The following is an 18,776-nucleotide window of genomic DNA, read 5'->3' as shown; positions in this document are numbered from 1 at the left end:
GGCCACGGTTCCGGCGGAACGGGCCGCGGCTCCCTCGGACCGGGCCGCAGGTCCGAATGAGGGGCATGCGCCCGGTTTGTTGATGGAGATTTCTATGAATTCCACGAGCCTCTGAACACCCCACGTTTGAGGCCCGTATGGAACGGAGCGCTTCGCTTCTCCCCCTGCCGCGATTTTCCTGTAACCGGCAACGAAGCTTGAGGAGTTCCATGTCACGCACATCGAGAAAACGCTCCACAGTGGCAAACCGGGCGATCGTCGCCGGGGCTGCCCTGCTCCTGGGCGGGGGTGGTCTGGCAGCGGTCAATGTCTACGCATCGGCGGGCGAGGGCAAGTCCTCGCAGCAAACTCAGAACGCGGCACAGACGTTGTCGACCATCAGTTGCCCGGACCCGTCGAACAAGCTGACGCAGGTACCCGAAGCAGCCCGGGCCGAGGTCGACCGTGAACTGGCCAACATGGACACCCAGATCACCGAGGCCTACGCGCGGTTCGCCAGCGAGAAGAGAGCGATAGAGCAGGACTCGGGTTACGCCAACAACGCCATCCTCGGCCCGCTGAAGGCGAAGCGCGTCGCGGCCCTCGACCGGATCTCCATCGCGATGGGCCGGGTCGGCACCAAGCCGCAGGGACTGGAGGCGCTCTCCGCCTGCTCGCTGCGCGCCGACAACAACCCCAACGCGGGTAACGGCGGCGGCCGGGGCGGCGGCCAGAACGGCGGCGGCCAGGGCAACGGTCAGAACGGCGGCCAGAACGGCGGCCAGGGCAACGGTCAGAACGGTGGCCAGGACCAGGGTCAGAACGGCGGCCAGAACGGCGGCGGTGGCCAGGACCAGGGCCAGAACGGCGGTCAGAATGGCGGTCAGGACCAAGGCCAGAACGGCGGCCAGAATGGCGGTGCGGGCGGCGGCCAGGGTGGTAATGGCCCCGACGCCTCCGACTTCGTCGACATCACGACCGTCCAGCCCAACGTCCAGCAGGCCCGCAACGGCCGAGGCGGATCGAAGGGGACGTTCTCCAGCGACTGCGGCCGCAACGAGAACAAGATCTTCAACTCGGACAACGTCATCGTCGCCCCGGGCGTGAGCAACGGCGCCCACCACATGCACGACTACATCGGCAACCAGGCCAACGACGCGTTCGCGACCGACGAGAGCCTCGCCGCCGCCGACACCTCGTGCGCCAACCAGGGTGACAAGTCCTCGTACTTCTGGCCGGTGATCCGGCTCCAGAACGGCCAGGACGAGGCCGACGTCAACGAGGACGGCGGTGGCAAGGAAGGCAACGCCGGCATCATCCAGACGCCGTCGCAGGTCACCAACACCTTCGTGGGCAACCCGAAGTCGAAGGTCACGGCGATGCCCCGCCTCATGCGGATCATCACGGGTGACGCCAAGGCGTTCGTGAACGGCCCCGGCAACGCCAACGCGTCCTGGAGCTGCACCGGGTTCGAGGACCGTCAGCTCAAGGACAAGTACCCGATCTGCCCCGAGAACAGCCAGGTCGTCCGTACGTTCAAGTTCCAGAGCTGCTGGGACGGTGTGAACGCGGACAGCGCCAACCACCGCACCCACGTGGCGTTCGCCGACGCCAACGGCAACTGCGGCAACGGCTTCAAGGCCATCCCGCAGCTCCAGCAGCGCATCGTCTACGACGTGCCGCCGGGCCCGGGCTTCGCGGTGGACTCCTTCCCGGAGCAGCTGCACAAGCCCGTCACCGACCACGGTGACTTCATCAACGTCTTCGACGAGAACCTGATGAACACCATGGTCAACTGCATCAACACCGGTAAGAAGTGCAAGTGAGCCACCGGTAACAGTCCGGCAGGCGGCGGGCCGTCCGGTGGTACGAGGAGGGGTCACCCTCCTCGTACCACCAGCCCCCGACTCGGCCCCCGCCCCGGCGCAGATCCCCCCACCACAAAGACCCGCGCTGCGCGGTCAGCTCTTGTTGTGACCCGAGTGGTCCTCGCTCCCCCCACCGCCACCAGTGCCCCCAGACTGGTGCGACGAGCCGGTCTCCACGGTCCCGCCGAGCCGGCCGCGCAGCGCTTCCGTCACCTTCGCGTCGCCCGACACGACCCACTTCCTGCCGACGAGGTACGAACCCCCGTACGGCTTGGCCTCGTTGATCCATTCACGCAGTCCGCGGTCGGTCGCGAAGGTGACCAGCACGTACCTCCCGTCCTCCGTCGTGCAGTTGGCCTGCCGCAACTCTTCGGACGGGTGCTGTATCTCGGGGTCGCACTTCGCCTTCGAGGCGATCTCTTCCAGGCTCCCGGTAACCGTCTTCGGTTCCTCGGGGGCCTTTTCGTCGTTCGTGCCGCAGCCGGCCGTCAGCGCCAGGGAGAGGGCGACGGCAGGGGCGGCGAATAGTACGGGGAATCGGTCCTTACGCATAGGGCCATCGTCCCTCGTGACCGGAGGGTCGTGTGGGGGAACGGTGAACTCCGCGGCGGGCGCGACGGGGTGACCATCGGCTCCATCGATCGTTCTGCTGAGCGTGCCCCGAGACAACGCCGCCCCGGCCGACGCCCCCACCGTTTCCGCGCCCGCCCCGCCTGCCGCCCGGATCATCCCCGTCGGGCTGGAACAGGCCGAGGCGGCGCTCGTGGAGCACTACCCCCGTCTCGTCCGCCTCGCCTACCTCGTGCTGCCGCCCGCCCTCGGCCGCAACCGCCGCGTGCTGACCGCCCACGCGCTGGTGCAGCGCTCGCTGCCCCGCGGGCGCACGGCGGTGGACGGCTCCGGGATCCCGGGCCAGCGCGACGCGCCGGGGACGGGGGCGGGGACCGGGGCCGTGGTCGCCGAAGCACGCCGGGCGAGTTACGCGTACGTACGGGGCCGGGTGCTGCGCCAGGCGCTGGACGCCGGGCGCCCGCTGCGCCGCTTCGCGTGGCCGACCCGCGCCCAACTGCCACCGCTGCTCCCGCGCGTCTGGGGGCTGCGGCTCTTCCCGCGCTCCGGCGGCGCGGACGAACTCGCCCTGGACCAGCGGCTGTCCGCGCTATCGGGGCCGGCCAGGGCGGCATTCGTGCTGCGCGGGCTGGAAGGCCTCGGGGACCCGGCGGTACGGGACCTGCTCACCGCCGCCGGCGCCGACGACGCGGACACGGCACTGCGGGAGGCCACGGACTCGGCATCCCCTTCCCCGACCTCCCCCACCCCAGGAGCCGAACCCCTCCTCCACTCCACCGAGTTCGACCCGTGCTCGCTCCAGGCCAGGCCCACCGACCTGCTGCGCCGCCGCCGGTACCGCAGGGCCACGCTCGCCGCCACCGCCACCGCGCTCGTCTGCGTCGCCCTGTTCGGGGTGGACGGCGGCGGCCGGGCCCCGGACGGCTCGGCCCCCGCGTTCACCGGGAGCCCGGCGGCGCGATCGGCCCTCGACCCGGCCAAGGTGCGGCGGGTCGGGCCCACCGCGTGGCGGACCGCGTCCCGTACGGACTTCTCGGTCTGGCCCGCGCGCGGCCAACTGGTCACCGAAGCAACCCTGTTGCGCAGGGCGCTGGCGGTCTGGGCACAGCCGGGCCGCGCCGTCCACGTCTCGACGACACCGGCCACACCGTCGGGCCCGCCGATGGGCTCACCCCAACTGCTCTACGCCGGGGAGGTCGACGGGGTGCGGGTGGTGCTCTTCCACGACGGCCTGCGGGTGGTGCGGTACGCGGAGACCGGCGACGGCGGTGCGGGCGGCGACCGTGGCAACCGCGGACTCGCGGCGCTGGACTTCGCACGCACGGACGGCGCGGACGAGGCGGCCTCGGGGGCGCTGGTCGTCGGCCGCTCGGACGACAACGTCCGCTATCTCACCGCGCCCTGGGTGACCGGCACGGCCGTACGCGACCTCCTCGCCCCGGCCACCCCGGCGCGCCCGCTGCGCCGGGACGCGGACGGCGTGACGGATCCGCTGCCGAGCCCCACGGCCCCGCGCGCGTCCTGCCGCTCCTGGGACACCCTGGAGGTGAGCACCGCCGACGCCCCCTCCCCCGCCCGGCGGCTCCTCACCGACCTGGGCGAACTGACCCCGGCGCGCCTGACGTCGGGACCACCCGGCTCCCCCGAGGACGTCTCGGCCCCTGCCGACCGCGCGGCCTGGGCCCGCACGGCCTGCCTGCTCCCCTCGGCGCGGGCGGGCGGCGTACGCTCCGTGAACTCCTGGGAGTTCGCCCGCCAGCCCCTCCCCGAGTCCAACGGCACGGCGGCCTGGCTCTGCACCCGAGCCGAGACCTGGCGGGGCCCGGGCAGCCGCGTCCTGGCCCAGTTCCAGGCCCCGACCCGGCACCCCGCCGCCCCGGCCGCCCTCGCGGCGGGAGCGGCGGACTCCCCGGCCTGCGGCACCCGCGACCCCCGCGTCCTGGCGGGCGTCCTGTGGAAGTCCCGGGCGGGCCACTGGTTCCTCCTGGCGGCAGGCACCCCCGGCCTGCGCGCCCTGACCGCCACGGGCGGAGTGTCGGGCACGTCCAGGACCAACACCCTGGCCCTCCCGGCCCCGGAGGGCGCCCGCGCGCGACTTCACGGCCGGACGGAGGACGGCAGGAAGGTGAACTCACTCGGCTGACGTGCACGTTCGCTCTCACGGCCGAGGGCTCCGCGGTCCTGTGGCCGCAGCGCGCGCCGACTCACTCGGGCGCCGCGTCCCTCCGTACGCTGCGGACCCGGGGACGAGCTGTAGCGGGGTGGTCCCCGGTTACGGAAGCAGGAGCCAGTCCGCGGCCAGGGCTGCCAGGAGGCCTCCAGTGAGGAGCCAGGTGGAGAGGCGGGTGCGGCCGTGGCGGCTGAGTTCGATCACTACGCCGCAGAGGATCATCGCCAGGCCGTAGACCCCGACGACGAGGACCGAGGTGCGTTCCGCCAGGCGGATCGCGAGCAGGGTCGCCAGGGTGAGCAGCAGCGCCGAGGCCACGGTGATGCGGAGCAGGCGGGCCTGACGAGGCGTCAGTTCGGTGCGGAGGGAGTCCGGGGTGGTGGGAGCGTCCGGGGTGGGGGCCGGGAGCGGGGTCGGGGCTGCCTCGTCGGGTGTGCTCATATGCCGGGAGCGTAACCGACATCTCATGGAAGCGGCCGGTTAGGCTGTGCGCATGACGACCGGGGTGCGCCGAAGGATGGCCGTCGAGGAGCGGAAGCGGCAGCTCATCGGGGTCGCGCTGGAGCTGTTCAGCCGCCGCTCCCCCGAGGACGTGTCGATCGACGAGATCGCCGCGGCGGCGGGGATATCCCGGCCCCTCGTCTACCACTACTTCCCCGGTAAGCAGAGCCTGTACGAGGCGGCGCTGCGGCGCGCGGCCGACGAGTTGGCGGCGCGGTTCCTGGAGCCGCGCGAAGGGCCGCTCGGGGCGCGGCTGCACCGGGTCATGGAGCGGTTCTTCGACTTCGTCGACGAGCATGGCCCCGGCTTCTCCGCGCTCATGCGGGGCGGTCCCGCCGCCGGGTCGGGGACGGCCGCGGCGGCGCTGATCGACGAGGTGCGGCAGGCCGCGTACGAGCAGATCCTGGCCCATCTCGGGGTCCAGGATCCGCCCGCGCGGCTGGAGTTGGTCGTACGGTCCTGGGTCTCGCTCGCCGAGTCGACGGCGCTGCTCTGGCTCGACGGGCGGCGGATTCCGCGCCGGGAGCTGGAGTGGCAGCTCGTCCACGACTTCGCGGCGCTGGCCGCGGTGAGCGCCGCGTACGACGACGAGATGGCCGGGATCCTGCTGAAGATCGTCGCGGACGAGCCGGCCGACGGGACTTTCGGTGATCTTCTCGGCCGGCTCGGCCGGTTGGGGGCAGGGGTGACGGCGCTGCCGGGGCAGCGGCGTCAGGTGTAGGTGACCTTCACCTCGGTGAAGCCCAGGGAGCGCAGCAGCCCCTGGAGCATGGCGGTGGTGTTCTTCTCCGCGCGGGCGGTGAGTTCGCTGTCCTCGGCCGCCTCGCCGATGTGCCGGGCCGCCAGCCGGTTCACGGCGCGTTCGTCGGCCGGGTTGTCGGAGAAGAGGTCGCCGAGCCGGTCGAGCAGTCCGCGCTGCTTGGACACGGCGTACGAGCGGTCCGCGTCCATCGCGGGGCTGCCGAGCCGCGCGTGCGGCAGGGTGATGGTCGCGGCGGTGCGCTCCTCGTTGACCTGGACGTTGCCGTCGCCGATGGAGCGGAAGTCGACGTACGAGCTGACCGTGCCCGCACCCACGAAGAGGGTCCGGGAGCCACGGATCGCGTCCGGCAGGTATTTGGTGTCCTTCTCCAGGTCCACGACGACCTGGAAGTTGCCGGACGCGGCCTCGTACCGGTCGAGGTCCTGGATCGACTGGAGCAGGGTCGGTCCCGTACGGTCGTGGGTCTCCTCGCCGAAGAGACCACCGAGTCCGGGCAGCAGATCGAGCCGGCTGCCGAGGAAGAGCAGCGCGGCCACGACGACGAGTGCGATGGGCACCTTGGCCCAGCGGGAGAGCCGCGCGGGGCGCGCCCCGTCCCGGCCCTTCCGGTTGTCCCGGCTCTCGCCCGGGCTCTCTTCCGGTTTCGCGTCGGTGGACGTCATACCTACCGGATGTCCCGCCCGGCCGCGTTCACACGGTCACAAGGAATTCTTTGCCATCCGCCGGGCCCCGGACCGGTCGGGCAACTCCGGTCATCCCTCCGGGAGATGGCCCCTCAGTGCGCGGGCCAGGCCGCTCCGGCCGTCGTCGACGAGGCCGCGGTGGAAGGCGTTCTCGTACGCCGGGTTCCCGGCCGCCGCCCGTGCCTGCCGTTCGCACTCCTCGCGGACCTGCTCCAGCTCCGGGGTGCCGCGCTGCGGATGACCGATCATGCGCCAGAACGCCTGGCCGGTGCCGTAGGCGTGCGCGGCCCGTTCACCGTCGCCCTGCGCGGCGACCGCGGCGGCGAGCAGGTCCAGGCCGAGGGCGATGCCGAAGCTGTCGCCCAGTTCCTCCTTGCCGGCGACCATCGAGCGGGCGTACGCCTCCGCCTCGTACGGCCGGCCCTGGAGGAGGAAGACCAGGGCGAGTTGGTAGTCCGCGTACGACCTGGTCCAGCACTCGCCGCGGTCCACGCAGACCTGGCGCAGCTCCGCCGCCTGGTCGCGCGCCTCGTCGAACCGGCCGAGCCCGGTGAGCGCGAAGACCCGGACCAGCCGGCAGCGGAGCTGGGCCGGCGAGTCGAAGAAGTCGGCCGGGTGGGTGCGCAGGGCGCGGTCGGCGACGACGTACGACGCCTGGGCGCGGCCCATCATCAGGCAGGTGAGGCTGAGGACGTAGGCCGCGGAGAGATGGGAGTCGGGCTCCCGGTCGTGATAGGCGGCGACGGCGCACCGTTCGCCGAGCCGGAACGCGCCCTCGTGGTCGCCCTGAAGCATGACGGTGACGCCGAGGGCCCACAGGGCGCGGGTGCGGTCGGGGCCCGGGGTGCGGTCGGCGTCGAGGGCGTACTCCAGGTAGAGCCTGGCCTCGTGGAGGTGGCCGCAGCAGGTCCAGAAGAAGGCGACGCGGCCGGCCATGTCCAGGGCGGCGGCGGGGTCCTCGGCCAGCAGGTGGTTGAGGGCGGCGCACAGGTCGGCGTGGACGTCGGTGATCCTGCGGTACCAGGCGACCTGCCCGCCGCCGGCCCAGCCGCTGTGGGCGCGGCGGGCCAGGTCGGCGAAGTGGGCGGCATGCCGGTCCGCGAGCAGTTTCTCCTCGCCGAGTTCGGCGAGCCACATCGTGCCGTACTCGCGGATGGTGTCGAGCATCCGGTAGCGGTCGTGGCCGTCCGCGCCGAAGGTGTCCCGGCGCAGCACGGACTGGCGGGCCAGCCCGGCGAGGGCCTGGGTGACGCCGTCGGGGGTGAGCGGGCCGCCGGCGCAGACGGCGCGCGCGTCGTTCGCGTCGATGTCGCCGCGGAAGACGGAGAGCCGGGCCCAGAGCAGCCGTTCCAGGGGCGCGCACAGTTCGTGGCTCCAGCCGATGGCGGTGCGCAGGGCGCGGTGGCGCTGGGGCCAGACGTTCTGGTGGGTGAGGGTGTCGAGCCGGGAGTCGAGGAGGAGGGCGATCTGGTCGACGGAGTTCTCGTCGAGCCGGGCGCAGGCGAGTTCGACGGCGAGCGGGATGCCTTCGAGGCGGTGGCAGATCTGCGCGGCGGCCGCGAGGGTGTCCGGGTCGTCGAAGGAGAGCCGGGGCGCGGCGCGGGCGGCGCGGTCGCGGAAGAGCTGGAGGACGTCGTCCAGCCCGTCTTCTCCGTCCTCTCCGTCGACGCCGTCGAGCGGCAGCGGGGGTACGTCGAGGAGGTGCTCGGCGGGGATGCCGAGGGGCTGCCTGCTGGTGGTGAGGACGGTGAGGCCGGGGACGGCGGTGAGGAGTTCGCCGACGAGGTGGCCGCAGGCCTCGGTCATCCGCTCGCAGGAGTCGAGGACGAGGAGGAGCCGGCGGTGGACGAGCCATTCGCAGAGGGCGTCGATGGGCATGCGCAGGGAGTGGTCGGAGAGGCCGACGGCGTCGGAGACGGTGATGAGCAGCATCCGCTCGTCGTGGAGGGGGGCCAGGTCGGCCCACCACACGCCGTCGGGGTAGTCTCCCGCCGCGTGTGCGCGCTCGGCGGCGCGCAGCGCGAGTCTGCTCTTGCCGACGCCGCCGCTGCCGGTCAGCGTGGTCAGCCGGTGCTCGTCGAGCGCGCGTTCCACCAGGATCAGTTCGGTCCTGCGCCCTACGAAGCTGGTCGTCTCTTCGGGCATGTTCCCCACCACGGGGACAGTCTGGACCAGTTCGGGCCCAGGACCGACACCCGTGGTGGGAAACGGTCAGAAACGACTGTCATCTGCTGTATTTCCGTCAGTTACCGTTGACTTTTCGTCAATTGGTCTGCCACGTACGGATCTATTGGCCCGCGCCCGCACCGGCGCTCGTATCCCCACCCGCACCCGCGTCGAAGACCGCGACCGTGCGCGCCGGCACGGTGAAGGTGCCCGTCGCCCGTTCGTACGCGGCGGATCTGACCGTACGGTCCGCGCCCCCGGCCTGGACACGGTGCAGCGCGTACGGCCGCCCCGCCAGCTCCGCCACCCGCTGGCTCCGCGTCCACGGCGTCGCGTTGAAGACCACCACCAGATCGCCGAGGCGCATCGTGACGACCCCGGGGGTCTCGTCGGGCCCGGAGAGCGGGAAGGAGAGCGCGGACTGGACGGCGGACGTGGAGGCGAGGGAGAAGACCGGTTCCGTGGTGCGGATACGGAGCAGGTCCCGGTAGGCGGCGGAGGTGCCGTCGATCTCCGAACAGCCCGGCCGCAGGGCCGGGTCGGCCAACAGGGGCCGGGCGTAAGGCCACTTGTCCGCGTTGTCGGCGGCGGGCGGCAGCCCCCGGCCGAAGCCGTTGCCGCCGCGGCAGTCCCAGTGGATCGCGTTGAACCAGTCGCCGCTGTCGTACGAGTTGCGGTCCAGCGACTTGGAGCGCAGCAGGTCCGTGCCGGCCTGGGAGAGGGCGGGCCCCTGCGAGAGGGCCGCGGTGGCGAGCGCCACCACCTGCATACGGGCGCGGTCGGCGGCCGGGGTGGCGGGCGGCAGCTTGAACGCCAGCGCGTCGTAGAGGGATTCGTTGTCGTGGGCGTCCGCGTAGGCCAGGGCGTCGCCGGGGACGGCCGCGTATCCGGCGGGGGCGCCGTTGTAGTCGACCTCCGCGCCCGTGACCCGGCGCCCGGACGTGTCCGTGAACGCGTACCCCGCGAGGCTGCCCGACAGGCCGACCTTCACCAGGTCCTGGGAGTGCAGCAGCCGGGCCCGCTGTTCCTCCCGGCTCCCGTTGGCGGAGGAGGAGTTGGGGTCGGTGTAGAGGCCCGAGGCGAAGCCCTGGACGCCCGGGTCGGCGTCGAAGGGGCCGCCGCCGCGCACCGCGTCCCGCGCGCGGTCGGAGAAGGTCGCGACACCGGTGCCCGCCATGTTGCGCTGGGTGGCCTGGACGAAGCGGGCGTCGTCGGCGATCTCGCCGAAGTTCCAGCCCTCGCCGTACAGGACGATCGCCTTGCCGTCGACGCCGTCCTTCGCGGGGGTCAGCGCGTCGAGCGCCTTCCGTACGGCGAGGATGTTCGCCTTGGGGTGGTGGCCCATCAGGTCGAAGCGGAAGCCGTCCACCTTGTACTGCCTGGCCCAGGTGACCACCGAGTCGACGACGAGCTTGCCCATCATGGCGTTCTCGGGCGCCGTGTTCGCGCAGCAGGTGGAGGTGGCGACCGTGCCGTCCGCGAGCAGCCGCTGGTAGTAGCCGGGCACGATCCGGTCGAGCACGGACTTCTCGTCCTGGCCGCTCGCCACGGTGTGGTTGTAGACGACGTCCATGACCGTGCGCAGCCCGGAGGCGTTCAGCGACTGCACCATGCGCCGGAACTCGACCGTACGCCGGGTGCCTTCGGGGTCGGAGGCGTACGAGCCCTCGGGCACCGTGTGGTGCAGCGGGTCGTACCCCCAGTTGTAGGCGTCCCGGGCGGCGGTGCGCGCGACACACGCCTGCTGCTCGGCCGAGTCGGGCGCGTACACCGACAGGTCGCAGCCGGGAACGGCCTGTTCGGACTTCTTCTCGGGGATGGTGCCGATGTCGAAGACCGGGAGGAGATGGACGTACGAGGTCCCGGCGGCGGCGAGCGCCCGCAGGTGCCGCATTCCGGCGGACCCGGTGTCGGTGAAGGCCAGGTATCCGCCCGGGTGGCGCGCGGTGGGGTCCGCGACCGAGAAGTCACGGACGTGCAGCTCCTGGATCTGCGCGTCGCGCAGCGGTACGGTCTTCGGCTTGCGCAGGGTGGACCAGCCGGCGGGCGCGAGCCGCGGATCGGCGAGGTCGACGACGAGGCTGCGCGCCGAGTCGGTGGTGAGCGCGGTCGAGTACGGGTCGGTGACCTTGTTGGTGACGGTCCTGCCCGCGGCGGGGGCCCAGACGGTCACGGCGTACCGGTACGGCTCACCCGCCCAGGAGGCGGGGCCGCGCACCGACCAGACACCGGAGGCGTCGTCGCGCCGCATCGGGACCGTACGCGCGTCGGCGCCGGCCCCGAGTTCGAGGGAGACGGTACGGGCGGTCGGCGCCCAGACGGAGAGGGTGGGGCGGCCCCCGGTGAAGACCGGACCGAGCGACGCCTTGGCCGCGCGGGCGCTGTAGAGGTCGTCCAGGACGCCCTGGATCTGGACGCCGGTGGCGGCGAGGAGGGTGCCGTCGGCCGCGCGCTGGGCGGCGGTGACCTGGCCGCGCAGCGCCGTACGGGCGCGGGGGCGGTCCCGGGGGTCCACGGTGAAGGCCGGGTACTCCCCGAGGTGCGGGAACCGGGCCCGCTGTGCGTCGGTGAGGCGGCCGGGCGCGAGCCGTAGCCGCCCGTCGCCGTACTCCAGCTCCTGACGGCTCCCGGAGGCGGCGGCCACCTTCCAGACGACGGTGCCCGCGTCGATCCACAGGGCCTCGGCGGCGGTGGACACCGATGCGGGGACGGACGCGGGCTCGGAGGCGGGCGCGGCGGTGGCAGGTACGGGCGCGAGCGCCGCGCACAGGGCGGCGGCGAGGACGGCGGTCACCGCGGCGCGCAGGGACGGGCGTATCACGCGAGGGCTCCTGGGAGGGGGAGGAGGGGTACGGAGGCAACAAGGGGCGGGGGTACGGAGGCAGGCGGGACGAGCGAGGGGGCGGGGTACGGAGATCGGGCGCCGGGCGGGCCTCGGGTGCGGCCCGCCCGGCGCCCCGCGCGGGCCCTAGCCGCGCCAGGTGTCGTTCAGCGTGACCTTGCCGGACGCGGGCACCGTGGCGGTGCGGTTGGCGCCGCTCTCCCACGTCACCGCACCCGCCGCGTCCTTGCGGAGGTACTTGTACTCGAACGTCGTGCCCGCCGGGAGCGCCACGTCGAGCTTCCACACCGGGTAGGCCGCCGGGTCGAGCTTCAGCGCGCCGCCGGTGCTCCAGTCGGCCAGCGCGGACCGGTTACCGGTGACATAGATGTTCTGTCCGACCGTCGTCGTCGCGTTGACACCGAAGGACGCCCCGGAGGAGCCCGGCTGTGGCTCCGTACCGCCGCCACCGGAGCAGTTCCGCGCGCCGGTGTGGAGTGCGAGCGCCGTGTTCGCGCCGAGCGTCGCGGTGAACTGGCCCGAGCCGTTGACCGTCACCGCCTTCCCGCTCTGCACGTCGCAGTAGGCGCCGCCCGGCAGGGAGGTCTGGAACGTACGGGTCAGCGCCGAGCCCTCGTGGTTGATGGCCACGTACCCCGCCGAGCCCCGGCCGAAGGCGATCTGGTCGCCGCCGTTGTCCCACCAGTCGGTGACGGCCTGGCCCCGGGTGGTGTTGCGGAAGCCGACCATGGACGAGATCTCGCGCCAGGCGTGCTGGCACTTCCAGCCGTCGCTGTAACAGGCGTTGACCGTACCCCCGTTGGGCGGTCCCGCGTCGCGGTCGGTGTACTCGTACCCGGAGTGCACGTCGGGCGAGCCGTACGGCCAGGCCAGCATGAACACATTGGCCAGCGTGTAGTTCGCGCCGTCCTTGTAGCTGAGGGTGTCGCCGCCGCGCTCGGTGTCGTGGTTGTCGACGAAGACGGCGGACTTCCCCGACGCCATGTACCCCCAGCCCTCGCCGAAGTTCTTCAGATAGGCCAGGTTCTCGTTGAGGAAGACCCGCTTGAGGTCCCGGGCGTACCGGAACTCCTGGACGTCCCCGGTGCCGAGGTACTCGCCGGGCGAGACCGCCTCGCCCGCGCCGTAGATCGCCTCCTGCTTCCAGTAGGCGCCCGGATCGCTCAGCCTGCTCTTGATGTTGGCCAGGTCGGCGGCGGGCATGTGCTTGGCCGCGTCGATGCGGAAGCCGTCCACGCCGAGCGAGAGCAGGTCGTTGAGGTACGCGGCGATCCGGCCGCGTACGTAGTCCTCGCCGGTGTCCAGGTCGGCGAGGCCGACGAGTTCGCAGTTCTGGACGTTGGCGCGGTCGCCGTAGTTGCTGATGGTGGCGCGGCAGTCGTCCATGTCGGCGCCCGAGTAGATGCCCGGGTAGTTGTACTTGGTGTACGAGGTGCCGCCGGTGCCGGTGCCGTCACCGGCCGCCATGTGGTTGATGACGCTGTCGGCGACGACCTTGACGCCCGCCGCGTGGCAGGTGTTCACCATGTTCGAGAAGGCGGCGCGGTCCCCGAGCCGGCCCGCGATCTTGTAGCTGACGGGCTGGTACGAGGTCCACCACTGGCCGCCCTGGATGTGCTCCTGGGGCGGCGACACCTGTACGTAGCCGTAGCCGGCGGGGCCGAGGGTGTCCGTGCACGCCTCGCCTATGGAGTCGAACTTCCACTCGAAGAGAACGGCCGTGACGTCCTTGCTGCCGGGCGGCGCCGCCTGCGCGGTCCCCGTGGGGACCGTGAGGGCGGCCGCCGCGCCCGCCACGAGGGCGAGCGCGGCCGCCAGGGGTCTGCGAGCCATGATTCCTCCAACAGCACTGGTGGGGGGAGATGCGGGTGACGGTTTGCCGTGCTGGTGGTGCAGGCGGTGCGGGTGGTGCGTCTCTGGGGTGGGCCGGTCAGCGGTGGCAGACGCTCAGGCCGTGGCGGGCGCTCAGACCGTCCACCACACCGTGGTGTCGGCCGGCAGCTCGAACTCCGCGCCCGGGGCGGCCTCCCCCGCGCCCACCGGTCCGCTCGCCAGCAGCCGCGTGCCCGGGGCGGGGATCCGTACCGCCGTCCCCGTCGTGTTGACGGTGCAGACGAAGCCGGCCCTGGCGAAGATCAGCACGCCCTCGGGCGCGTCCCGCCACGCCACGTCGGTGCCGGCGCCGAGCCCGGGGTGTTCCTTGCGTACGGCGAGCGCGGCCCGGTACAGCTCCAGCGTGGAGGCCGGGTCGCCGGTCTGCGCCTCGACGGACAGCTCCCCCCACTGCTCCGGCTGCGGCAGCCAGCTGCCGCCCTCGCCGAAGCCGTACGAACTCCCCTCGCGGGTCCAGGGGATGGGCACCCGGCAGCCGTCGCGGAAGCCGTCCTGGCCCTCGGCGCGGAAGTACGACGGGTCCTGCCGGGCCTCGTCCGGCAGGTCGGTGACGTCGGGGAGCCCCAGCTCCTCGCCCTGGTAGATGTAGGCGGAGCCGGGCAGGGCGAGCATCAGCAGCGTCGCCGCGCGGGCCCGGCGCAGTCCGAGCGTACGGTCGCCGGGCTCCCGGGTCTGGGTGCCGGCGCCGGGCGGGCCCGCGAAGCGCGTGGCGTGCCGGGTGACGTCGTGGTTGGAGAGCACCCAGGTGGTGGGGGCGCCGACGGGACGCATCGCGGCGAGGGAGAGGTCGATGACCTCGCGCAGCGCCGCGCCCTCCCACGAGGTGGACAGGTACTGGAAGTTGAACGCCTGGTGCAGCTCGTCGGGGCGTACGTAGTGGGCGGTGCGCTCGACGGTCGGCGTCCAGGCCTCGGCCACGGCGATCCGGTCGCCGGGGTACTCGTCGAGGATGGTGCGCCACTGGCGGTAGATCTCGTGGACGCCGTCCTGGTCGAAGAAGGGCGTGCCGCCGTCGGCGGTGCCGAGCAGCCTGAGCCGGCCCGCGCCGCCGAGGTCGGGCAGTCCGGGCGCCTTGACCAGGCCGTGGGCGACGTCGACACGGAAGCCGTCGACGCCCATGTCGAGCCAGAAGCGCAGGATGGAGCGGAACTCGTCGGCGACGGCCGGGTGGTCCCAGTTGAAGTCCGGCTGCTCGGGGGCGAAGAGGTGCAGATACCAGTCGCCGGGGGTGCCGTCAGGGTCGGTGGTACGGGTCCAGGCGGGGCCGCCGAAGACGGACTCCCAGTCGTTGGGCGGGAGTTCGCCGTGCGCGCCCTTCCCGGGCCGGAAGTGGTACCGCTCGCGCAGCGGGGATCCCGGGCCCTCGCGCAGCGCCCGGCGGAACCAGTCGTGCGCGTCGGAGGAGTGGTTGGGCACGAGGTCGACGATGACCCGCAGATCCAGCGCGTGGGCGTCGTGGATCAGCGCGTCCGCGTCGAGGAGGGTGCCGAACATGGGGTCGATGGCGCGGTAGTCGGCGACGTCGTAGCCGGCGTCGGCCTGCGGGGACGCGTAGAAGGGGCTGAGCCAGACGGCGTCGACGCCCAGTTCCCTCAGGTACGGGAGGCGGCGGCGTACTCCGTCGAGATCGCCCATTCCGTCGGCGTTGCCGTCGGCGAAGCTGCGTGGATAGACCTGGTAGATCACCGCGTCCTGCCACCAGCCGTGGCGGTGGCCCGGGGCGTCGTCGGACGTGCCGGAGAGAGGGGCAGCGAGGTGCTGGGTCATGTCGTCCCTGGAGTGTCTGGGGGCGGGTGGCCTGGAGTGTCCGAAGGCCGCGGTAACGGGCGGCGGGCTTGCTGATGTGTCGGCCTACTGGCCTGCCGGCTTGCTGGCGTGTTGCGTACGGGTCACCGGGTTGTCCGGTGGTCGACGGGGGTCCACGGCAGCCACCAGGGTCTCCGGTGGCCGCCGGGTGTTTCCGTCAGCCCTTGACCGCGCCCGCCGACATCCCGGTGACGAGATGGCGCTGGGCGAAGAGGAAGACGAGGGCCGCCGGGACGGCGATCAGCACGGACGCGGCGGTCATCGGGCCCCACTGGGCGCCGTACTGGTTGACGAACTTCTGGAGGCCGCCGGCGAGGGTCAGGTTCTCGTCGCCGACCATGAAGGCGGAGGCGTACGCGACCTCGCCCCACGCGGTGATGAAGGAGTAGAACGCCGTGACCGCGAGTCCCGGCCGCGCGAGCGGCAGGATCAGCCGGAAGAAGGTGCCGAAGGGGGTGAGCCCGTCCACCATCCCGGATTCGTCGATCTCCCGGGGGATGGTGTCGAAGAAGCCCTTCATCATCCAGGCGCAGAACGGCACGGCGATGGTGAGGTACGTGATGACGAGGCCGGTCGGATTGTTGAGGAGCCCGAGGCCCGACATGATGTTGTAGATCGGCACGATGAGGACGGCGACCGGGAACATCTGGGTGATCAGCAGCGTCCACATCAGCCCGCGCTTGCCGGGGAAGCGGAAGCGGCTGACGGCGTAGCCGGTGGTGGCGGCGACGAAGACGCCGAGCACGGTGGTGAGGCCCGCGATGAGCAGCGAGTTGCCGAACCAGGTGAGGAACGGGGTGTCCCGCAGCAGGTTGGTGTAGTTCTCGAACGTGGTGTCCTTGAAGAAGTCCGTGGTGGTCGCGTAGCTCGCGGGCTTGAGCGAGGTCAGCAGGACCCACAGCACGGGGAAGACCGCGATCACCGACGCCACGGTGAGAGTGGCGTGCAGCGCGACCGAGGCCGCGGGGGAACGACGGCCTCGGGCTCCGGTGACGGGGGCAGGGGCCGTGCCGGTGGCCGGGGCTCCGGAGACGGCGGCTTCCTGGGCCGGGGCGGTGGTCACCACGTATCTCCCTGCTTGCGGAGGACTCGCCGGTAGACCGCGGCGAAGAGCATCAGGAGGACGAGGATCAGCACGCCCCAGGTGGACGACTGCGCGAAGTCGCGCGGGCTGATCTCGAAGGAGAACTTGTACGCCTGCGTGACCAGGATCTGGGTGGCGTCGCCGGGTCCTCCCCTGGTCAGCAGGAAGATCACCGGGAACATGTTGAACGTCCAGATGGTGGAGAGCAGGATCACCGTCGTACTGACGGAGCGCAGCCCCGGCATGGTGATGTGGACGAACCGCTGCCAGGGATTGGCACCGTCCATCTCGGCCGCCTCGTACATCTCCCCCGGGATGGACTGGAGTCCGCCGAGGAGCGCGACCATCATGAAGGGCACGCCGAGCCAGATGTTGACGGCGATGACGGAGAACTTCGCCCACGTCGGGTCGTTGAGCCACGGCACGGCGTCGATGCCGCCGCCGGCCAGCAGCTTGTTGAGGAAGCCGCGGTCCTCGTTGTAGAGGAAGCGCCAGGCGAAGACGGAGACGAAGCCGGGCACGGCCCAGGGCAGGATCAGCAGCATCCGGTAGAGGGAGCGGCCCGCGATCCGGCGGTTGAGGATGTTCGCGAGGGCCAGGCCGAGGCCGAAGGTGAGGCCGACGCAGGAGACCGTCCAGACCAGGGTCCAGCCCAGGGTGGAAAGGAACTGGTCGCCCGTCAGGGCCGCGGTGTAGTTGTCCAGCCCGACGAACTCGTAGGTGGCGGGCAGGTGGTTGACGCCGATGCTGCGTTCGACGTTGCGCTCGTTGGCGTCGGTGAGCGACAGGTAGACGCCCCGGACCAGCGGATAGCCGATGATCACGCCGATCACGACAATCACCGGGGTGACCATGGTCCAGGCGTACCAGTGCGTCGCCAGTGCCCGGCGGAATCTGCCGCCCGGGCCCCCGGCCGGGCCCCCGGGCCCGGTGCCGTGGGGCGTGCCAGAGCCGCGGCCCCGGCCACGGGCGAGTTCGTCGCCCGCGGCCCGCGCCACCGACTGGCCGGTGGTGTGCACGGCCATCAGCCGGCCTCCCTTTCTCCTGCTGTTCCCGCTGTTCCTGCTACTTCTGCTGCTTCTACCGCTCCTGCTACTGCTGCTACTGCCCTGCTACTTCCAGCCCTTGAGCAGCTTGCGGTAGGCGTCACCGGTGGTCTCGACGCCCTTCTCCGGGGTGCTCTGGCCGGTGAGGACCTTGGTGTACTCGGTGACCAGCGGCGCGAACAGGCTGCCGGTCTCCGGGATCCAGGGGCGCTCGACGGACTTGTCGACGACCGGCTTGAAGAACCCGACGATCTCGTTGTCGGCGACGCCGGGCATCGCGTAGACGGAGGTACGGGTCGGGAGCAGGCTGAGCTGCTCGGCGACGGTCGCCTGGCTCTGCGCGGCGGTCATGTACTCCACGAACGCGTAGGAGGCGTCCAGGTTCTTGGAGCCCGCGTACACCGCGAGGTTGTGGCCGCCCTGCGGGGCGCCCTGCGCGACGGAGCCCGCCGGTACGGGCGCGATGCCCAGGTTGGCCTTGTCCTTGAACTGCGCGCCGCCGTAGGTGTCGGCCACGGCCCAGGGGCCGTTGATGATCATCGCGACGTCGCCGTCCTTGAACGACGCCTGCATGTTCTCCCAGCCGTCCGTGGCGTCGGTCTTGGCCGCGCCGGAGTCGACCAGGTCCTTGACGACCTTCATGGCCTTGACGCCCGCCGGGTTGTCGACGGTGACCGTCTTGGACCCGGCGTCGACGAGGTTGCCGCCCTCGCCGTACAGGAACGACAGGAACCAGTAGGCGTCGTCGCCGCGCAGGTAGAGCCCGGTCTTCCCGGTCTTCTCCTTGATCGTCTTCGATACGGTCTTCAACTCGGTGACGGTCTTGGGGACTTCGACGCCCGCGTCCTTGAAGATCTTCTTGTTGTAGAAGATGCCCATGGAGTCGATGACCTGGGGCACCGCGTACGTCTTGCCGTCGTACTCCGTGGACGCGGCGGCCTGCGGCAGGAAGTCCTTCTCGTCCTTGAGCGCCGGGGTGCCGTCGAGGGGCGCGAGATAGCCGAGATCGGCGAACTCGGGGGTCCAGGCGACCTCGGAGCGGATCACGTCGGGGGCGCCGGAGCCGGACTGGGCGGCGTTCTTGAACTTGTTCTGGGCGTCGCCGAACGGCACGTTGACGTACTTGACCTCGACCTTGGGGTGCTTCTCCTGGAACCCCTCGGCGAGCTTCTTGAACACCTTGTCCTCGCTGCCGACGGTCGAGGTGTCCCACCACGTGACCGTCCCCGAGAGCTCGCCGCCCGAACTCTTCGAGCCGCCGGAACCCTCGTCGCCGCCACAGGCGGTCGCCGCGAGGGCCAGGATCGCGGCCAGGGCGGTGGCCGTTATGCCACGTCGCATCCGAACTCCTTCAACTGCCGTACCGCTCCGTCGCGGCGCCGGGTCGGACGTGAACGTAACAGCG

General features: G+C 71.7%; 13 protein-coding genes. 3 read left to right on the top strand and 10 right to left on the bottom strand.

Translation table 11 applies throughout. From position 1 onward, the window contains the following. Window positions 1-209 precede the first annotated feature (209 nt). Entirely contained in the window at window positions 210-1,805 is a 1,596-nt protein-coding gene (locus ACFXKG_RS20375; RefSeq protein ID WP_384840633.1) for a DUF1996 domain-containing protein, read from the top strand. A gap of 135 nt (window positions 1,806-1,940) precedes the next feature. Here ACFXKG_RS20375 and ACFXKG_RS20370 read toward each other — a convergent pair whose 3' ends face one another. Next, window positions 1,941-2,399, bottom strand: coding sequence for a hypothetical protein (locus ACFXKG_RS20370; RefSeq protein WP_384840630.1), 459 nt, complete (start codon window positions 2,397-2,399; stop codon window positions 1,941-1,943). A 103-nt stretch (window positions 2,400-2,502) separates the two neighbouring features. Here ACFXKG_RS20370 and ACFXKG_RS20365 point away from each other — a divergent pair, with 103 nt between their 5' ends. Further along, window positions 2,503-4,560: a hypothetical protein gene (locus ACFXKG_RS20365; RefSeq protein ID WP_384840626.1), complete on the top strand. Its 2,058-nt coding sequence runs from the start codon at window positions 2,503-2,505 to the stop codon at window positions 4,558-4,560. A gap of 129 nt (window positions 4,561-4,689) precedes the next feature. Here the strand turns inward: ACFXKG_RS20365 and ACFXKG_RS20360 are convergent, their stop codons facing one another. After that, window positions 4,690-5,028, bottom strand: coding sequence for a hypothetical protein (locus tag ACFXKG_RS20360; RefSeq protein ID WP_384840623.1), 339 nt, complete (start codon window positions 5,026-5,028; stop codon window positions 4,690-4,692). Window positions 5,029-5,080: 52 nt separating this feature from the next. Here ACFXKG_RS20360 and ACFXKG_RS20355 point away from each other — a divergent pair, with 52 nt between their 5' ends. Beyond that, window positions 5,081-5,809 carry a TetR/AcrR family transcriptional regulator gene (locus ACFXKG_RS20355; RefSeq protein ID WP_384840620.1) on the top strand — a complete coding sequence of 243 codons (729 nt, stop codon included), beginning with the start codon at window positions 5,081-5,083 and terminating at the stop codon, window positions 5,807-5,809. Here the strand turns inward: ACFXKG_RS20355 and ACFXKG_RS20350 are convergent. The 8 genes from ACFXKG_RS20350 to ACFXKG_RS20315 form a co-directional block, all read right to left on the bottom strand. Beyond that, window positions 5,800-6,513 (bottom strand): DUF4230 domain-containing protein, encoded by a 714-nt coding sequence (locus ACFXKG_RS20350; RefSeq protein ID WP_384840617.1) that lies wholly within the window; start codon window positions 6,511-6,513, stop codon window positions 5,800-5,802. The genes ACFXKG_RS20355 and ACFXKG_RS20350 overlap by 10 nt on opposite strands. A gap of 90 nt (window positions 6,514-6,603) precedes the next feature. Further along, window positions 6,604-8,679, bottom strand: coding sequence for an ATP-binding protein (locus ACFXKG_RS20345; RefSeq protein ID WP_384840614.1), 2,076 nt, complete (start codon window positions 8,677-8,679; stop codon window positions 6,604-6,606). Window positions 8,680-8,821: 142 nt separating this feature from the next. Beyond that, on the bottom strand, window positions 8,822-11,521 hold the full coding sequence (gene pulA, locus ACFXKG_RS20340) for a pullulanase-type alpha-1,6-glucosidase (RefSeq protein ID WP_384840611.1): 2,700 nt from the start codon (window positions 11,519-11,521) through the stop codon (window positions 8,822-8,824). 147 nt (window positions 11,522-11,668) lie between these two features. Then, complete coding sequence (locus tag ACFXKG_RS20335; protein WP_384840608.1) at window positions 11,669-13,375, bottom strand: carbohydrate-binding module family 20 domain-containing protein; 1,707 nt, start codon at window positions 13,373-13,375, stop codon at window positions 11,669-11,671. A gap of 132 nt (window positions 13,376-13,507) precedes the next feature. Next, window positions 13,508-15,202: an alpha-amylase family glycosyl hydrolase gene (locus tag ACFXKG_RS20330; protein ID WP_384840605.1), complete on the bottom strand. Its 1,695-nt coding sequence runs from the start codon at window positions 15,200-15,202 to the stop codon at window positions 13,508-13,510. A 196-nt stretch (window positions 15,203-15,398) separates the two neighbouring features. Continuing rightward, window positions 15,399-16,304 carry a sugar ABC transporter permease gene (locus ACFXKG_RS20325; RefSeq protein WP_384840602.1) on the bottom strand — a complete coding sequence of 302 codons (906 nt, stop codon included), beginning with the start codon at window positions 16,302-16,304 and terminating at the stop codon, window positions 15,399-15,401. Then, on the bottom strand, window positions 16,301-17,350 hold the full coding sequence (locus tag ACFXKG_RS20320; protein ID WP_384840600.1) for a carbohydrate ABC transporter permease: 1,050 nt from the start codon (window positions 17,348-17,350) through the stop codon (window positions 16,301-16,303). The genes ACFXKG_RS20325 and ACFXKG_RS20320 overlap by 4 nt, the downstream gene beginning before the upstream one ends. A gap of 87 nt (window positions 17,351-17,437) precedes the next feature. Next, the gene (locus tag ACFXKG_RS20315) at window positions 17,438-18,712 is read right to left on the bottom strand and encodes an extracellular solute-binding protein (RefSeq protein ID WP_384840597.1); all 1,275 of its coding nucleotides are present in this window, start codon (window positions 18,710-18,712) and stop codon (window positions 17,438-17,440) included. Window positions 18,713-18,776: the final 64 nt, after the last annotated feature.

The organism is Streptomyces sp. NPDC059255 (genome assembly GCF_042752355.1).
Classification (GTDB): Bacteria; Actinomycetota; Actinomycetes; order Streptomycetales; family Streptomycetaceae; genus Streptomyces.
Note: the sequence above shows the minus strand (reverse complement) of the source record. Positions and strands in the feature narration are given on the sequence as shown.